The sequence below is a fragment of the Streptomyces sp. NPDC058051 genome, from assembly GCF_042885475.1.
Taxonomy (GTDB): domain Bacteria; phylum Actinomycetota; class Actinomycetes; order Streptomycetales; family Streptomycetaceae; genus Streptomyces.
In genome coordinates, this window is the sequence record NZ_JBHVRW010000004.1 from 395,375 (window position 1) to 410,855 (window position 15,481).

The following is a 15,481-nucleotide window of genomic DNA, read 5'->3' on the forward strand; positions in this document are numbered from 1 at the left end:
CGGAGGCCGGTCCCCGAGCCGCATCCGGCTCGGGGACCGGCCTCCGGCGGAACGCGGCTCAGGGCCGGGTGGCGGGCACCCGCAGCGCCGTCAGGACCGGCAGGTGGTCCGTGCCCGCCCGCAGGTCCGCGTTGGTGACGCCGGGCAGCCCCACCGGGACACCGCAGCCGAGCACCTCGATCCCGTCCGTCGCGAACACCGCGTCGACGCGCCGTCGCGGACGGTCCGCCGAGAAGGTGTCCTCGCCTCCCCACGGCCGTACGGCGCGGCAGTCCTGGAGCTGCCCGGAAAGCCTCCGGAACGCGGTCCCGGTCGGTACGTCGTTGAGGTCGCCGGCCGCTACGGCGTGCTCGACCCCCATCGTGTCGAGCCGTTCCAGCAGCATCTCCGTCTGGACCAGGCGTTCGTCGCCCCGCAGGCTCAGATGGAAGCTCACCAGACCGATCCGGGTGCCCGCGATCCGTACCACCGACGTGGCGAAACCCCTGCGGTGCAGTCCGGGGGTGAGCGGCAGCAGCACGTCCTCCGTACGCTCCACCGTGGCCCGCAGCGAGCAGAGAAGCAGCGTCCCGGCCGCCGTGGCACCGCCGCTCAGGACGACCAGGTCGGTACGGGCGGCCAGCCAGGCGGCGCGCTTGCGCCAGCGGAAGAAGCGCGGGGCTTCCTGGACGAAGACCAGATCGGGTGCGCAGGCGCCGATGACGCGGGCCAGCGCCTCACGGTCGTCGCGCATCGACCGGATGTTGTAGCTGAGCACTCTGATGACGGCCGAACCATCCGGCTCGGTACGGGAGTCGGGCAGCGGCGTCAGGACCATGCGCTCACGATACGACGGACGCCCGCCGCTCCCCAGAGGGGCGCGACGGGCGTCCGGTTGTGTCCAGGTCCAGGTGGTTCAGCCCTGGCGGGCCAGGTCCGCCGCGCCCACCAGACCTGCCTTGCCGCCCAGTTGGGCCGCGAGCACCTGGGCGTGCGGGCGCCATTCGCCACCGATCAGCCAGCGCCGGAACGACTTGCGGATCGGGTCGAGGACGAGTTCGCCCTCGTCCGAGACGCCGCCGCCGACGATGAACGCGGACGGGTCGAAGAGCGAGGCGAGGTCGGCGAGTCCCGCACCGGCCCAGCGGGCCAGCTCGCGGAACGAGTCGACCGCCACCGGGTCGCCCTGCCGGGCGGCCTCGCTGATGTGCTTGCCCTCGATGCCGTCCACCGTGCCGTCGCCGAGCGACAGCAGGACCGCGGCGTTCTCCGGGGTGGCGTGGGCGCGCTGCTTGGCGTAGCGCACGAGTGCGCGCCCCGATGCGTACTGCTCCCAGCAGCCCTGGCTGCCGCAGCCGCAGAGCAGGCCGTCCGGCACGACCCGGATGTGGCCGAACTCGGCGGCCACGCCGAAGCGCCCGCGCCGCAGCTTGTTGCCGATGATGATGCCGCCGCCGAGACCGGTGCCGAGCGTGATGCAGATGACGTCGTCGTGGCCCTGACCGGCGCCGAAGCGGTACTCGCCCCAGGCGGCGGCGTTGGCGTCGTTCTCCACGACGACCGGAAGGCCCACGCGCTGTTCGACCTTGTCCTTCAACGGCTCGTGCCGCCAGTTGATGTTCGGTGCGAACAGCACGGTGGCGCGCTTGTCGTCGACGTATCCGGCCGCGCCGATGCCGACGGCGTCGATCTGGTGGCCCTCGCTCGCGCCGGACACGGCCGTCGCGATCGCGTCCACGATGCCTTCAGCCGTCGGCGGGGTCGGCACCTTGAACATCGAGAGGATCTGTCCCTCTTCGTCGACCACTCCAGCTGCGATCTTGGTGCCGCCGATATCGACGCCGATGGTGAGTCCCATGAATCCCTCAGTTTCGGTCGAGCCCCGCTGTGTCCAACGGTACCCGAGCCGGGGGGCCGACCCATCGGTGCCGGTCAGTCCAGGTCGATGTGTTCGCCCGTGCCGGGGCCCTCGTCGCGCGGGTCGGTGGGGTCGTCGGCCTTCTTCTCCGTGCCCGCGGGGTCCTGGGCGCCCTGGGTCCAGCGGCGTTCCTGGCCTTCCACGGCGGAACGGTAGGCGGCGAGGAGTTCGTTCCCGGCCGCGGCGATGTGGTCGAAGACGTCCGGATTGCGTTCGACGAGGGGCTCGACGGCGGACTTCGCCTGCTTGATGATCTGCTGCACGGTTCCCTGGGCGGCGGCGCCGAACAGCGGCGACTGGAGGGACGAGACCTTGTCGGCCACGGCGTCGACCAGTTTGCGCAGCTCCTCGGCGGCGGAGCCGGGGGGCGGGCCGTGCTGGGCACGGCGGCGGGCCTTCTCCGCTTCGAGGTCCTCGGCGCAGGCCTTCGCCCACGCGTCGTCGTCGACGGGACGATCGGTGGCTTCGCTCATGGCGGACTCCTGCGACGGGGTGTGCCGGCGGGCCCGGCATACGGGGCACTCACTACCGACGTTACCCGAACCGCGACGCGGCGTTCAGCCTCTCCTGGGCCACAGACCGGGGTCGGGCGTGAACCTGACCCGGAGCACCCCGTCGGTGAGCGCGGCTCCGGACACGGTGCAGCGGCGCAGCCCGGACTCCAGGGGGAGGATGCGGTGGAACGGGCCGACGGTGAGGAGCAGTTCGTCGCCGCGGCGCACCAGTTGGAGGTCCGACTTGACGGCGCCGGGCAGGGGCAGGCACCAGACCAGGATGCCGTCCCCTTCGCCGGGCGGTCCGGCGGCCACGACCCGGCCGCCGGGCAGCAACGAGCCCAGCCCGTCCGGGGCGTTGGGGTCCTCGATCCACCAGGGGTCGTCGGCCCGGCCGGGGGTCCGGTCGTCCGGTGCCACGGCGAGTCCGTCGCCCTCGAAGAGGCCGCCGCCGGTACCCGCCTCCTCGAAGACGGTGCGGTCGGCTCCGGCATCAAGGAGGGTGAGGTCGTCCGTCCCCCGCGGATCGCGGCCGAGGTGGGGCACTTCGCACAGGTCTGCCGAGGGCACCCATTCCTCGTACCAGCGGTCGACGGTCTTCTCCTGCTGCGCGGCGAGCGCCGCGAACCAGGGGTCGCCGGAGTGCCGGGGCAGTACCCGGTTCATCACGAGCGTGTCGACGCGCAGTCCGTACAGGGCGAGGCCGGTGCGGGCGGTGCGCAGGGCGTCCTCGGCGGCGGGTCCGGGTTCGGCGACCAGCCGGAGCGTGGTGCCGCGGTCCTCGATCAGCGCCTGGACGGCGGCCAGCTCGGCGTCCTTGCGGGCGGCGGCCTCGTACAGCCACTGCGCGGGCATGGGTACGCCCGCGAGCTGGGCGAGCACCGGGCGCAGGGCGCGTGCGGCCTGGCGTTCCCGCGGCAGCAGCCGGCGCAGGTAGCGGCGCAGCTGCTCGGGCAGGGCGAGCACGGCGAGCGCCTCGCGCAGCGGCGGCAGGTCGACGACGAGCAGGTCGTGGCCGCCTTGCGACCAGTCGCCCTCGGCTGCGCGGCGCAGGGCGTGCAGCAGGGCGAGCTGGGCGCTGCCGGGAAGTTCGGTGAGTTCCTCGCCGTCCAGCCGGTTCCCGCCGAGCAGGTCGAGCACGCCGGACGCCCGGTCCTGGAGGGTGAGCAGTTCGTTGCGGAAGTGGGCGCCGGAGTCGATGCGGGCGAACCGCAGGCCGTCCGTGACCTCGGTGGGTTCCGTGTCCTCGGGGAAGCCCGGTACGGCCTCCGCGGACAGCAGCAGGGTGCGGCGGCCCCGACGGGCCGCCGCCAGGGCGGTCGCCGCGGCGACGGTGGTACGGCCGGCGCCGCCGGGGCCGGTGACGAGGACCGTACGCACCGGGTCAGGCCTTCGGGACGGACTCGACGCGCTTCTTCAGGCCGGCCAGGGCCCGGTCGATGATGACCTTCTCGGCCTTGCGCTTGATCATGCCGAGCATGGGGATCTTGACGTCGACGGTCAGCCGGTAGGTGACCTCGGTGCGGTCGCCGTCGCCGAGCGGGGCCAGTGCGTAGGAGCCGTCGATGGCGCGCAGCATCTGGGACTTGACGAGGGTCCAGCTGACCTCGTAGTCGCCGATCCAGGTGTACGCGAGGGTGTGGTCGTCCTTGATCGCCCCGGCGTCGAGGACGAGGCGGACCTTCTCGGCGCGGCCCTCGTCGTCGGTCGAGAGGATCTCGGCCTCCTTGACCTCGCCGGTCCATTCCGGATAGCGGGCGAAGTCGGCGATCACTCCCATGACGTCGGCCGGCGCCGCCTCGATCGTGATGGTCGAGCTGGTGTGTTCAGCCATCGCCGTGGCTCCTCCAGTGCGGTGTACCGGTGCGTCGGCAGTGGACTGCCGTCAGAAGGCTATCGCGTGTCCCCGGCGCCTCGTCCCAGGGTCCGGTGCCGGTGCGGTCACCACTCCAGGGCCCAGGGCGTGCCGGTGGACGCGAAGTGACCGACGTTCACGCATTCGGTGGTGCCGATCCGCATCCGGCGGACCAGCGGCTGGTGGACGTGGCCGAACAGCGCGTAGCGGGGACGGGTCCTGCGGATGGCGTCGAGCAGGGCCCGGCTGCCGCGTTCGAAGCGGCGCGCGACCGTGTCGTACGTCAGCTCAGGGACATCGGGCGGGATGTGGGTGCAGAGCACGTCGACGGGGCCGATGGCTTCGATCTTGGCCGCGTACTCCTCGTCGCTGATCTCGTACGGGGTGTTCATCGGGGTCTTCAGGCCGCCGCCGACGAAGCCGAGCACACGGCCGCCGATCTCCACGCGGTCGCCGTCGAGGACGGTGGTGCCCGGGCGGGCGTACTCGGGCCACAGGCCGGGGATGTCGACGTTGCCGTAGGTGGCGTACGTCGGGGTGGGGAAGGCGGCGAAGAGCTCGGCGTACTGCTTGCGCACGGCCGAGACGATCGCGGCGTTGCGGTCCATGCCCGCCCACAGGCCGCGGCCGAACTCGCGGGCCTCCTCGTAGCGGCGGGCGGTGCGCAGCTCGACGATCCGGTCGGCGTTCTCCACTCCGAAGAGATCGGGGAAGATGCCGCGCGAGTGGTCGGCGTAGTCGAGGAAGAGCACCAGGTCACCGAGGCAGATCAGCGCGTCGGCGCCGTCCCCGGCGCGGGCCAGGGCCTCGGTGTTGCCGTGCACGTCACTGACCACATGCACGCGTGTGCGCCGCGCGTTCGCGGGTGCTCGGCTGTTCGGTCCGGCTGGCATGCCGATCACCCTAGAACTCCGCCGCCCGCCTGGGTAGGGGCGCCGGACCTGCGACGACCGCCTGACGGCGGCCGCGGTGGACTACTGTGCGCTCAAGGATCACCGTTGTGTGTGACGCATGAGACATCTGGCCGGATCCCCCTATCGGGAACGCAGTACTGGTGGGTAACGTCCGGGCAGTCCAGTCGTGCTCACCCCCACTGAGCGCGTGCCTGTCTTGGACCGCAGCCGGTGCGTCACACAGAGCCGTGGCACCGGAGCCCGATGAGGAGCAGCAGTCTTGCGCGAGTTCAGCCTTCCGGCCCTGTACGAGGTCCCCTCGGACGGCAACCTGACGGATCTCATCCGCCGCAATGCCGCTCAGCATCCCGATGTCGCGGTGATGAGCCGCAAGGTGGCAGGCGTGTGGACCGATGTCGACGCCACACGGTTCCTCGCCGAGGTCCGAGCCGTCGCCAAGGGTCTGATCGCCTCGGGCATCGAGGCGGGCGACCGGGTGGCCCTGCTGTCCCGCACCCGTTACGAGTGGGTGCTGCTCGACTTCGCGGTCTGGAGCGCGGGTGCCGTCACCGTCCCGGTGTACGAGACCAGCTCGCCCGAGCAGATCCAGTGGATCCTCGGCGATTCCGGTGCCGCCCTGTGCGTCGTCGAGTCCGGGGCGCACCAGGCGTCCGTGGCCTCGGTCCAGGCGGATCTGCCGGCTCTGAAGGGCATCTGGCAGATCGAGGAGGACGCGGTCCGTCAGCTCTCCGCGCTCGGCGAGGACGTCTCGGACGAGACCCTGGACCTGCGGATGGCGAGTGCCAAGGCGGACGACCCGGCGACCATCGTCTACACCTCGGGCACCACCGGCCGCCCCAAGGGCTGTGTGCTCACGCACCGCAGCTTCTTCGCGGAGTGCGGCAACGTGGTGGAACGGCTGAAGCCCCTCTTCCGTACCGGCGAGTGCTCGGTGCTGCTCTTCCTGCCCACCGCGCATGTCTTCGGACGGCTGGTCGAGGTGGCGTCGGTGATGGCTCCGATCAAGCTCGGCTGCGTACCGGACATCAAGAACCTCACCGATGAGCTGGCCTCCTTCCGGCCGACACTGATCCTCGGTGTGCCGCGGGTCTTCGAGAAGGTCTACAACTCGGCGCGCGCCAAGGCGCAGGCCGACGGCAAGGGCAGGATCTTCGACAGGGCCGCGCACACGGCCATCGCCTACAGCCGCGCGCTGGCCACTCCTCAGGGCCCCTCCCTGGGCCTGAAGTTCAGGCACAGGATCTTCGACCGGCTGGTGTACAGCAAGCTGCGGGCCGTCCTCGGCGGACGCGGCGAGTACGCGATCTCCGGCGGCGCACCGCTGGGCGAGCGGCTCGGCCACTTCTACCGCGGGATCGGCTTCACCGTCCTAGAGGGGTACGGCCTCACCGAGTCCTGTGCGGCCACGGCCTTCAACCCGTGGGACCGGCAGAAGATCGGTACGGTCGGCCAGCCGCTGCCCGGCTCGGTCGTCCGGATCGCCGACGACGGCGAGGTGCTGCTGCACGGTGAGCATCTGTTCACCGGCTACTGGAACAACGAGGCGGCGACGGCCGAGGCCCTGGCCGACGGATGGTTCCACACGGGCGACATCGGCACGCTCGACGAGGACGGCTATCTCGCGATCACCGGCCGCAAGAAGGAGATCATCGTCACGGCGGGCGGCAAGAACGTCGCTCCGGCGGTGATCGAGGACCGCATCCGCGGGCACGCCCTGGTCGCCGAGTGCATGGTGGTCGGCGACGGGCGGCCGTTCGTGGGCGCGCTGATCACCCTGGACGAGGAGTTCCTGGGCCGCTGGGCCGAGGAGCACGGCAGGCAGGCCGGTGCGACGGCCGGGTCGCTGCGTGAGGACCCGGAGCTGCTGGCCGAGGTGCAGCGGGCGGTGGACGACGGCAACGCCGCGGTGTCCAAGGCGGAGTCGGTGCGCAAGTTCCGCATCCTGGCCTCCCAGTTCACCGAGGAGGCGGGCCACATCACACCGTCGCTGAAGCTGAAGCGGAACGTGGTGGCGAAGGACTTCGCGGACGACATCGAAGCGATCTACCGGGGCTGACCGGACGGAACGCGGGAGGGGCCGCACGGCGTGTGCGGACCCCTCCGTTTCGTGTGCGGGTCAGAGCAGTGCCCGGAGCCTCTCGGCCAGCAGGTCCCAGCGCCACTTCTCCTCGACCCAGGCCCGCCCCCGCTCCCCCATCCGCTGCCGCAGCTCCGGATCGCGGAGCAGCGTGACGATCCGGTCGGCCGACTCCTCCGCGGAGCCGCCGCGCACCACCCAGCCGGTCTCGCCGTCGAGCACGGCGTCCGGCGCACCGCCCGAGTCCCCGGCCACCACCGGCAGTCCGGTCGCGGACGCCTCCAGGAAGACGATGCCGAGGCCCTCCACGTCGAGGCCGCCGCGACGGGTCCGGCACGGCATGGCGAAGACGTCGCCCGCGCCGTAGTGGGCGGGCAGTTCGTCCCAGGACACCGGCCCGGTGAAGCGCACCGAGTCGCCCACCCCCGTGTCGGCGGCCAGCCGCCTCAGCTCCTTGTCGTACGGTCCGCCACCGACGATCAGCAGCACCGCGTCGGGCACCTGCGCCAGGATCGCGGGCATCGCGAGGATCAGCGTGTCCTGGCCCTTGCGCGGCACGAGCCGTGACACGCAGACGACGACGGGCCGGTCCGACAGTCCGAGCCGCGCCCTGATCAGGTCCCCGCCGGAGTCCGGGTGGAAGGTCTTCTCGTCGACGCCGGGGGGCAGTTGGACCATGCGGCCCGCCGCCTCGGGGCTCAGCGCCGTGGCGATCCGGGAGCGGGTGTACTCGCCCAGATAGGTGAGCGTGTCCGTGCCCTCGCCGATCCTGCGCAGCAGTTGACGGGCCGCGGGCAGCTGGGACCAGCCCGCCTCGTGCCCGTGCGTGGTGGCGACCAGGTTGCGGGCACCGGCGTCGCGCAGCGCCGGCGCCATCAGCCCGAGCGGGGCCGCGGCGCCGAACCAGACCGAGGTGCAGCCGTGTACGCGCAGCAGTTGCACCGCGCGCCGGGTGACCCGCGGGGTCGGCAGCAGCATCGTCGTACGGTCGCGGACGACGGTGAACGGCTGCTCGGCGTCGAAGGCGGCCGTGGCCGCGACACCTTCGGGGCCGCGCTTCCAGGTGGAGGCGTACACGACGATCCGGCCGGGATCCAGTCGCAGTGCCATGTTGTGCAGGAACGCCTGGATGCCGCCGGGACGGGGCGGGAAGTCGTTGGTCACGATCAGGGTCTTGTCCATCCCGGCCGACAGTACCCGGCGGCCGGAATGGCTCCCGCACAGGCCGGGCGGGCATCATGGCTCGTCGTACCCACCGGGTACGCACCGAGTACCCACGGACGAAACGGATGAGGCGTTCATGACGGGATCGACCGGCGTGCGGTTCGCTCTCGCGGTGTGGGCCCTGACCCGGGTCGCGCTGCTGCTCTGCGTCACGAAGGTGATCACGCTCCCCGGACCGGATGTGACCAGTGACGTCTCGGTGATCTACCACGGCTGGTCCGAGGTCCTGAAGAGCGGTACGTACCCGCGCTCCGACGTCACCTGGCAGTATCCGCCCCTCGCCGCGCTGGCCGTCCTCTCCCCCGCCCTGCTGCCGTTCCTGGACTACGCCTCGGCCTTCTTCGTCCTCGCGTTCCTGTGCGACGGGCTGGTCCTGGGGCTGCTGCTGTACGCGGGCCGCCCGACCGGCCGGTGGACGGCGGGCGCCTGGGTGTGGGTGGCGGGCGTGCCACTGCTCGGCACGACCGCCTACGCCCGCTATGACGTGATGGTGACGGCGGTGGCCGTGGCGGCGCTGCTCGCGGGCGTGCGGCAACCGCGGGTGCTGGGGGTGCTGGCCGCGGTCGGCGCGCTGCTGAAGGTGTGGCCGGCCCTGATCCTGGCCGGCACCGCGCGCGGGTCGGACACCCGCCGGGCGTGGACGGCCGCGGCGGTGGCGGCGGCCGGGCTGCTGGTGGCGTGCGCTGTGGCGATGCCCGGTGCGCTGGCCTTTCTCGGGTTCCAGCGCGACCGGGGCACCGAGGTCGAGTCCCTGGGTGCGCTGGTCTTCCATGTGTGGCGGCAGTTCGGCTGGGAGGGCCGGGTGGAACTGCACTACGGCTCGCTGGAGTTCCTGGGTCCGCACGTGCCGCTGGTGAGCACGCTCGCGCTGGTTCTGTCCGTTGTGGCCTTCGGCTGGCTGCTGGTGTGGCGCCTTCGGGCCCGCGACTTCCGGGTGAGCACCCCGGCCGACGCGGCGTTCACGGCGGTGCTGCTGTTCACGACCACGAGCCGGGTGATCAGCCCCCAGTACATGGTGTGGCTGGTCGGCCTGGCAGCGGTCTGCCTGGTCTTCCGCGACAGCCGGATGGGGCTGCCGGCCGGTCTGGTCCTGCTCGCCACGGGCGTCACCCAGCTGGAGTTCCCGCTCGGATTCGTCCATGTGGTGACCAGTGACGCGACGGGTGTGACGCTGATGTTCCTGCGCAACGGCCTGCTGGTCGCGGCGACGCTGATCGCCTGCCGTCGGCTGTGGCGGCGGACGGTGTCCGCGGTGCCGGGCGAGCGCGGCGGGCCGTCGGCAGCCCGGTCCGGTGCCGGCCGGGAGACGGAACCGGTCGGCTCCTGAGCCGTGGGACACGTTCGGACCGGCCCGGCCGGCCTCCGAGGTCACCCGTCAGGCTCTGAGCCGAGCCGTGAGCGCAGATACTCCCGCCAGCGGGCCGTGAAGTCCTGCGGCGTCGTGGAGAGCACCTCGTGCATCGCCTGCTCCACCGCCCCGTCACGCCCCGCGTGGCTTCCGACGGCCCGGTAGAAGGCGGACAGTTTCTTCTCGCCCCAGTGGTCGGCGATCAGTTCGCAGGCCAGCCAGGCGCCCTCGTACGCCTTCGCCAGGCGCGCCGGTTCGCCCGCGAAGCCGAAGTCCTCGTCCGTGGGGAGCTCGGCGGGCAGTTCACCGCGCCGGACGGCGTCGGCCAGTTCGGGCGCGGCCTGTGCGGCCGTGCGGTCCTCGGCGCGGTACGCCGCCCAGTCGGCGTAGCCCTCGGAGAGCCAGGTCGGCGTGGCGGCGGAGGTGCGGGCGCGGGTGGCGACATGGGTGATCTCGTGGGTGAGGACGATCCGCTGCCCGAACGTGCTGAGCAGGCCGTACGCCTGCGGGTTGACGACCACCCGGTCCGCGGGCGCCCGGTCCGGATCTCCGGTCCGGGCGGTCGTGACGGCCGCGATGCCCCGGTAGTTCGCCGCCGGTGACCCCAGCAGCTCGGCCATGTCCTGCACGGTGTGCGGTACGAGCACCACCACACGGCCCGCCCAGCGCTCCGGCCAGGCGCCGGAGACGGCGGGCACCGCCCCGTCCGCCTCCCGGGCGATCCGGCGCAGCTCCTGCTCCGTACGGCCGACCCCCAGGACGAGGCTGTGCTCCCCGCGTACCACCTGGACGTCGCCCTGCTGCCAGAGCTGCCGGCCACTGTCCGCGCCCGCCCGGTCGCCGACGATGTACCAGCGGCCGTCCGCGCTGTCCCGTGCCAGATCGAGCACCCGGTCCGCGGCGACCGGGGCGGCGTCGTAGCCCTTGACGCGGTAGCGGAGCTCGACGTCCGCGGTGACCCGGTCGGTGCCCTGTCCGGTCACGTCCGTCAGCCGGTACGACCACGCGCTCAGCGGTACGTCCGCGAGGTTGTCCAGTTCCCTGCGCTGGGCGGTGCGCAACCCGGTGGCCCGCCGGTCCACGGCGGCCAGATAGGCGTCCGTGTCGTGGTCCAGCACGGCGGCGGCGCGCCGGTCCAGGGTGGCGCGGATGGAGCGGACGGCGGAGTCCGGGACGGCGTCGTCGTCGGGGGCCGCGCAGGCGGACGCGGACAGCAGCACGGCGAGCAGCGCTCCCGCCGTGCGCCGCCGTGCGTCACGTCCCGCCCGTGCGGTACGCCGTCCGTCGATCCGGGTCACCCGGTCGAGGGTACGGGTCAGACGCGGGTGACCGACGAGACGGGCATCATGCCGACGGGGTCGTAGCGCACCGGGGCGCCCGGGTACGGGGCGTGGACCACCTGGCCGTCGCCGACGTACATCGCGATGTGGGAGGCGTCCGCGCGGTAGGCGACCAGGTCGCCGGGGCGGGCCTCGGAGAGCGGCACCATGCGCCCCGCGTACCGCTGGGCCTGCGAGGTGCGGGGCAGGCTGACCCCGGCCTGCGCGTAGGCCCACTGCATCAGCCCGGAGCAGTCGAATCCGGCGGGTCCGCTGGCCCCCCAGACGTACGGGCGGCCCAGCGCCTGCCGGACGGCCATGACGGCGGCGGCCGCACGGGCGGAACCGGCCGGCAGACCGGTCATGTCCAAGAAGCCGTCGTCGCGGCCGGAGCGCGAGGCCCGCTCGAAGTCCGCCCGGTCGGCTCCGGGCATCGCGTCCAGCATCCGCTTGGCCTGGGCGAGTTTGCGCTCGACGGTCTGTTTGTGGCGGGTGGCGGCGGCCCTGCTGCGCTTCAGCCCGGCCAGGGCCCGGGCCGCCTCGGCGCGGGTCTGTTCGAAGGAGCGCCCGGCCTGCTGGAGTTCCCGGATCCCGGCGGCCTGACGTTCGGTCAGGCGGTCCAGGGTGGCCGCCCGGTCGAGGTAGCTGTCCGGGTCCGAGGAGAGCAGCAGCGCGAGCGAGGGGTCGAGGCCGCCGGAGCGGTACTGCGCGCTCGCCACCGAACCGAGCGCCGTACGCATCCGGTTGAGGCGTTCCTGGTCGCGGGCCGCCCGGTCCTGCATCCGACTCACCTCGTCGCGCAGCCGGTCGGCGTCCTCACCGGCCTTGTTGTACTGCTCGGTGGCCTGCTCGGCCTCGCCGTACAGCCGGTCCAGCCGCGCCTTCGCGGTCCGGGAGGTGTCCTGCGGGTCGGCGTTCGCGGTGGCCGCCCCGAGCGTGGCGGCCGCGGTCGCCGCCGCGGCCGACAGGACAGTGGCCCGGGCCCCCCGGTTGAGGCCGGACTGTGTGGAACGGCGATGGGACACCACAGGACGCCGCACTCCCTTCCGCTGTACGCAGACGCGCGCAGCCCCTGCCGCCCGGGGCGGGCGGACCGACGACCGGGAGCTGCACGGCAGGCAGACAGTAGTCGGACGGTTACGCCGACGACCAACGGCCACGCCGTGGGGACGGGGTGGCGGAACGGGAACGCCCCGCCGGTGACCTGTGGTCTCCGGCGGGGCGGACTGTCTGCGCGGGCGCGGGAATTCGCCCGTTCGGGCGTCGTCAGATGCGCACGCCGACCTGGAAGGTGCCGATGGTGTTCATCGATTCGTAGCGGACCGAGGCGCCGGGCTTCGGGGCGTGCAGGACGGTGTTGTTGCCCGCGTAGAGAGCCACGTGCGAGGTGTTGTTGAAGAAGACCAGGTCGCCCGGCTTCAGCGCGCTGCGCCCGATCCGGGTGCCGTCGTTGATCTGGGTGTACGTGGTGCGGGTTATGTGGACGCCGGCCTGGGCGTAGGCCCACTGGGTCAGGCCCGAGCAGTCGTAGGAGTTGGGGCCGGTGCCGCCGGAGACGTACGGCTTGCCCTGCTGGGTGGAGGCGGCGTTGAGAGCGGCGGCGCCGCGCGCGGAGGCGGGGACCTCGTTGCCCAGGTCGACCCGGTCGCCCGCGGCACGGCTGGCGCGCAGGTCGTCCTGGCGCATCTTCTCGCGCTCGGCGGCGGTGAGCGTGTTGAGCAGGCGCTGCGCGTCGGCGAGCTTGCCCTGGAACTTCTTCTTCTTCTCGCCGAGCGTCTTGCGGACGTCCGCGAGGTCACCGAGCTTGTCCTGGGCCTCCTTGCGCTCCTGCGCGAGGGACCGCTGCTTCTCCTGGATCTTCTCCAGCGAATCGGCCTGCTTCGCCGTCAACTGGTCGAGGGCCGAGGCCTCGTCGAGGAAGGTGTCCGGGTTCGAGGCGAGGAAGAGCTGGACCGACGGGTCTATGCCACCGGAGCGGTACTGCGCCGCGGCGAGCGAACCGAGGCCGCTGCGGAGCGTGTTGATGTCCTGCTGGCCGCGGGCCACCTTGTCCTGCAGCGCGCTGATCTCCTTCTCCAGCTTCTGCTGCTGCTCCTTGGCCCCGTTGTACTGCTCGGTGGCCGTCTCCGCCTCGTGGTAGAGCTTGTCGACCTTCGCCTTGACCTCGCTCTTGGTCGGCTTGGGGTCGGCGTGGGCCGCCTGGGAGGTGAGGGCCACGGCCGCTGCGGCGGTGGCGGTGAGCACGGTCACACGGGCGCGGCTCGGATGCTTGGGACGACGGTGGGACGCCACGAAGGCGAGCTCCTTCTTCCTCGAGCCGCCTACCGGGCTGTGGGGGGACTGGAATCCCCGGCTCCGCGCACATTCACGGACTCGGCGGTGTCTTCGCCGTCACCCCGGATGGGTGATCAACCGTGCGAAGGTTCGAGGACCGACCCTAGTGACCAACTTGTGATCAGTTCAAATCCTCACAAGAAAAATCTCGTCACACCGGGTACTTCTTTACCCACGCCCCACGGCGTGTAGTGGTGAGCTGACGGTCCGTTCCCTGATTTCCGCTGATTCCGGGCATGCGGCACTAGACGCGCGAAAGACGCTTCAGGAGCAGGACGGACGCAACGGGCCTGGCGCCCGCCTTCGCCACTCCGTCGGCGACTTCACGGTCGGTGGAGACCACCACGACGGGCCGGCCCGTCGGTTCGGCGCGCGCCAGCTGACGGATGAGTTCGTCGGCGGTCACCCCGGGTTTGCTGAACAGCACCCGCACCCCGCGCGGCGGCGCGAGCAGCACCGGGGCGGCCAGTTCGGCCCCGTCGAAGACACAGGTCATCTCGGCTCCGGTCTGCGCCGCGAGGACGGACAGACCGCCCAGCAGCCTCAACCGCTGCTTCTCCAGCGGCAGCTGTGGATAGCCGGTCTTGGTGACGTTGTAGCCGTCCACGATCAGATGCGCCTGCGGCAGCGCGAGCAACTGGTCGAGCAGGGCCGGATCGGTCTCCGAAAGGGCCCTGGCGGCAATGTCCTTGGGCGACATCCTGCCGGGCTCCACCGCGTCGGCGCTGTCCGCGGGACGCATCGAGGAGGGCGGCAGGGCCAGTTCGCGGCGGAGCCCGCGGGCGGCGTCGAGCACCGTGTCCAGCAGCAGCCGCAGTCGCATGTCCTCGACCGAGCGGCCCTCCCTGGCGGCCCTCCGGCCCGCCTCGACGGACGCCTCGGCCTCACCGAGCCGCCCCTTGAGCCGACGGCTCTCGCTCTCGGCCGCGGAGACCTGGGCAGCCGCCTCGGACCGTACGGCGTCGATCTCGGCCCGGCCGCGGCGCAGCGCGGCCTCGCCGCGCTTGACGTCGTTCAGGGCGCTGCGCAGCCTGCGCTGAAGGGATTCGACTTCCTTGCGCGCCACGTCCAGCTCACCGCGGAGCCGTTCGGTCTCGTTCTTCGTCTGGGAGCGGGCCTGGGCAAGCTCCTCGCGCAGCCGCTGCACCTCGCGGCGGCTCTCCTCGTCGGCGCGCTCGGCGTCGGCCCGCTGGGCCTCCTCGCCTGCGGCGGCGACCAGCTTCACCCAGCCCGCCGGGCGCAGCACATAGGCCGCGGCGGCCACATCGACGGGGTCGGCGGCGGCGGGCGGCGAACCGGCCTCCAGCGCGGCCGTCAGCTCCGACTGCGCCTCCCGGAGCCGTTCCCCGATGCGCTGCCGGAAGAGCGCGTCGCTCTCCAGCGCGGCGGCCATCGCGTTCCCCGCGAACTTGGCGCGCCGGGTCGGGGTGAAGCGGGCGTACTGTCTCAGCTGGGCCGGGAGTTCGGTGACGGTCAGACCGCCGAACGCGTCCGACACCAGGGCGACGACCCGTCGCCGTACACCTTCGGGCAGCGGGCGGTCGAGCGCCTCGACGGCTTCGTCGGCCCCCTCGGCCGACTCGGCGCCGCTAGCGGGCTGCTCCACCATCCGTCACCCCAAATTGTCTGTCCGCGCGGCTCCGTCAGGAGTCGGCACCCGGCCTGGCCACGAGTTCGATCTGATCCACCGCGTTGCACCACCGGCAGCGCACCGACTCGATGGTCTCACTGACCACCTCGCGTTCCTCGACGGTGGACTCCCCGGCCAGGTCGAGATGGACGTACTCGACGACCTTCGAGGAGCGCGTCACGTCGAACCGCGTGAGATTTCCGCAGAGCGTGCAGCGCCAGCGAGTCTCGTCGGTCGGCTGGGGAACCGTCGTCATCGTGCGTCCTCTTTCATGGAGCCTCGTGCTGCCTGCTTCAAGGATCTCGCGGTGCGCCGTCGAACTGCGGATGCCCTCCCGTAACCCTACGGCCTCACCGGGCCCCTCCGGCACGGCGAGGCGCTCTGTCCCG

Annotated in this window: 14 protein-coding genes; 2 read left to right on the forward strand and 12 right to left on the reverse strand. The window is 72.2% G+C overall.

The features are described from left to right. Positions 1-58: 58 nt before the first annotated feature. From ACFVUT_RS09730 to ACFVUT_RS09755, 6 genes are all read right to left on the reverse strand, one after another. Positions 59-817, reverse strand: a complete 759-nt coding sequence (locus ACFVUT_RS09730; RefSeq protein ID WP_389645900.1) for an endonuclease/exonuclease/phosphatase family protein — start codon at positions 815-817, stop codon at positions 59-61. Positions 818-895: 78 nt separating this feature from the next. After that, entirely contained in the window at positions 896-1,837 is a 942-nt protein-coding gene (locus ACFVUT_RS09735) for an ROK family glucokinase (protein WP_389645897.1), read from the reverse strand. Between the two features lie 74 nt (positions 1,838-1,911). Beyond that, positions 1,912-2,370, reverse strand: coding sequence for a DUF5304 domain-containing protein (locus ACFVUT_RS09740; RefSeq protein ID WP_389645894.1), 459 nt, complete (start codon positions 2,368-2,370; stop codon positions 1,912-1,914). 84 nt (positions 2,371-2,454) lie between these two features. Next, positions 2,455-3,771 (reverse strand): ArsA family ATPase, encoded by a 1,317-nt coding sequence (locus ACFVUT_RS09745; RefSeq protein ID WP_389645891.1) that lies wholly within the window; start codon positions 3,769-3,771, stop codon positions 2,455-2,457. Positions 3,772-3,775: 4 nt separating this feature from the next. Then, on the reverse strand, positions 3,776-4,225 hold the full coding sequence (locus tag ACFVUT_RS09750) for an SRPBCC family protein (protein ID WP_389645888.1): 450 nt from the start codon (positions 4,223-4,225) through the stop codon (positions 3,776-3,778). Between the two features lie 107 nt (positions 4,226-4,332). Continuing rightward, positions 4,333-5,139, reverse strand: coding sequence for a metallophosphoesterase (locus tag ACFVUT_RS09755; protein ID WP_389645885.1), 807 nt, complete (start codon positions 5,137-5,139; stop codon positions 4,333-4,335). Positions 5,140-5,419: 280 nt separating this feature from the next. On the opposite strand from ACFVUT_RS09755, the gene ACFVUT_RS09760 reads away from it, so the two are divergent. Continuing rightward, positions 5,420-7,216 carry an AMP-dependent synthetase/ligase gene (locus tag ACFVUT_RS09760; RefSeq protein WP_389645882.1) on the forward strand — a complete coding sequence of 599 codons (1,797 nt, stop codon included), beginning with the start codon at positions 5,420-5,422 and terminating at the stop codon, positions 7,214-7,216. 60 nt (positions 7,217-7,276) lie between these two features. On the opposite strand, the gene ACFVUT_RS09765 is transcribed toward ACFVUT_RS09760, so the two are convergent. After that, entirely contained in the window at positions 7,277-8,419 is a 1,143-nt protein-coding gene (locus ACFVUT_RS09765; RefSeq protein WP_389645879.1) for a glycosyltransferase family 4 protein, read from the reverse strand. 118 nt (positions 8,420-8,537) lie between these two features. Here ACFVUT_RS09765 and ACFVUT_RS09770 point away from each other — a divergent pair, with 118 nt between their 5' ends. Further along, entirely contained in the window at positions 8,538-9,788 is a 1,251-nt protein-coding gene (locus tag ACFVUT_RS09770; RefSeq protein ID WP_389645876.1) for a glycosyltransferase 87 family protein, read from the forward strand. A 41-nt stretch (positions 9,789-9,829) separates the two neighbouring features. Here the strand turns inward: ACFVUT_RS09770 and ACFVUT_RS09775 are convergent, their stop codons facing one another. From ACFVUT_RS09775 to ACFVUT_RS09795, 5 genes are all read right to left on the reverse strand, one after another. Beyond that, a complete protein-coding gene (locus ACFVUT_RS09775) occupies positions 9,830-11,098 on the reverse strand; it encodes a hypothetical protein (RefSeq protein ID WP_389646806.1) in 1,269 nt (422 codons plus the stop codon). 26 nt (positions 11,099-11,124) lie between these two features. Then, the gene (locus ACFVUT_RS09780) at positions 11,125-12,156 is read right to left on the reverse strand and encodes an NlpC/P60 family protein (protein ID WP_389645872.1); all 1,032 of its coding nucleotides are present in this window, start codon (positions 12,154-12,156) and stop codon (positions 11,125-11,127) included. Positions 12,157-12,394: 238 nt separating this feature from the next. Then, the gene (locus ACFVUT_RS09785) at positions 12,395-13,420 is read right to left on the reverse strand and encodes an NlpC/P60 family protein (protein WP_389645869.1); all 1,026 of its coding nucleotides are present in this window, start codon (positions 13,418-13,420) and stop codon (positions 12,395-12,397) included. 286 nt (positions 13,421-13,706) lie between these two features. After that, on the reverse strand, positions 13,707-15,068 hold the full coding sequence (locus tag ACFVUT_RS09790; protein ID WP_389645866.1) for an NYN domain-containing protein: 1,362 nt from the start codon (positions 15,066-15,068) through the stop codon (positions 13,707-13,709). A 37-nt stretch (positions 15,069-15,105) separates the two neighbouring features. Continuing rightward, the gene (locus tag ACFVUT_RS09795; protein ID WP_389645864.1) at positions 15,106-15,348 is read right to left on the reverse strand and encodes a hypothetical protein; all 243 of its coding nucleotides are present in this window, start codon (positions 15,346-15,348) and stop codon (positions 15,106-15,108) included. Positions 15,349-15,481 lie beyond the last annotated feature (133 nt).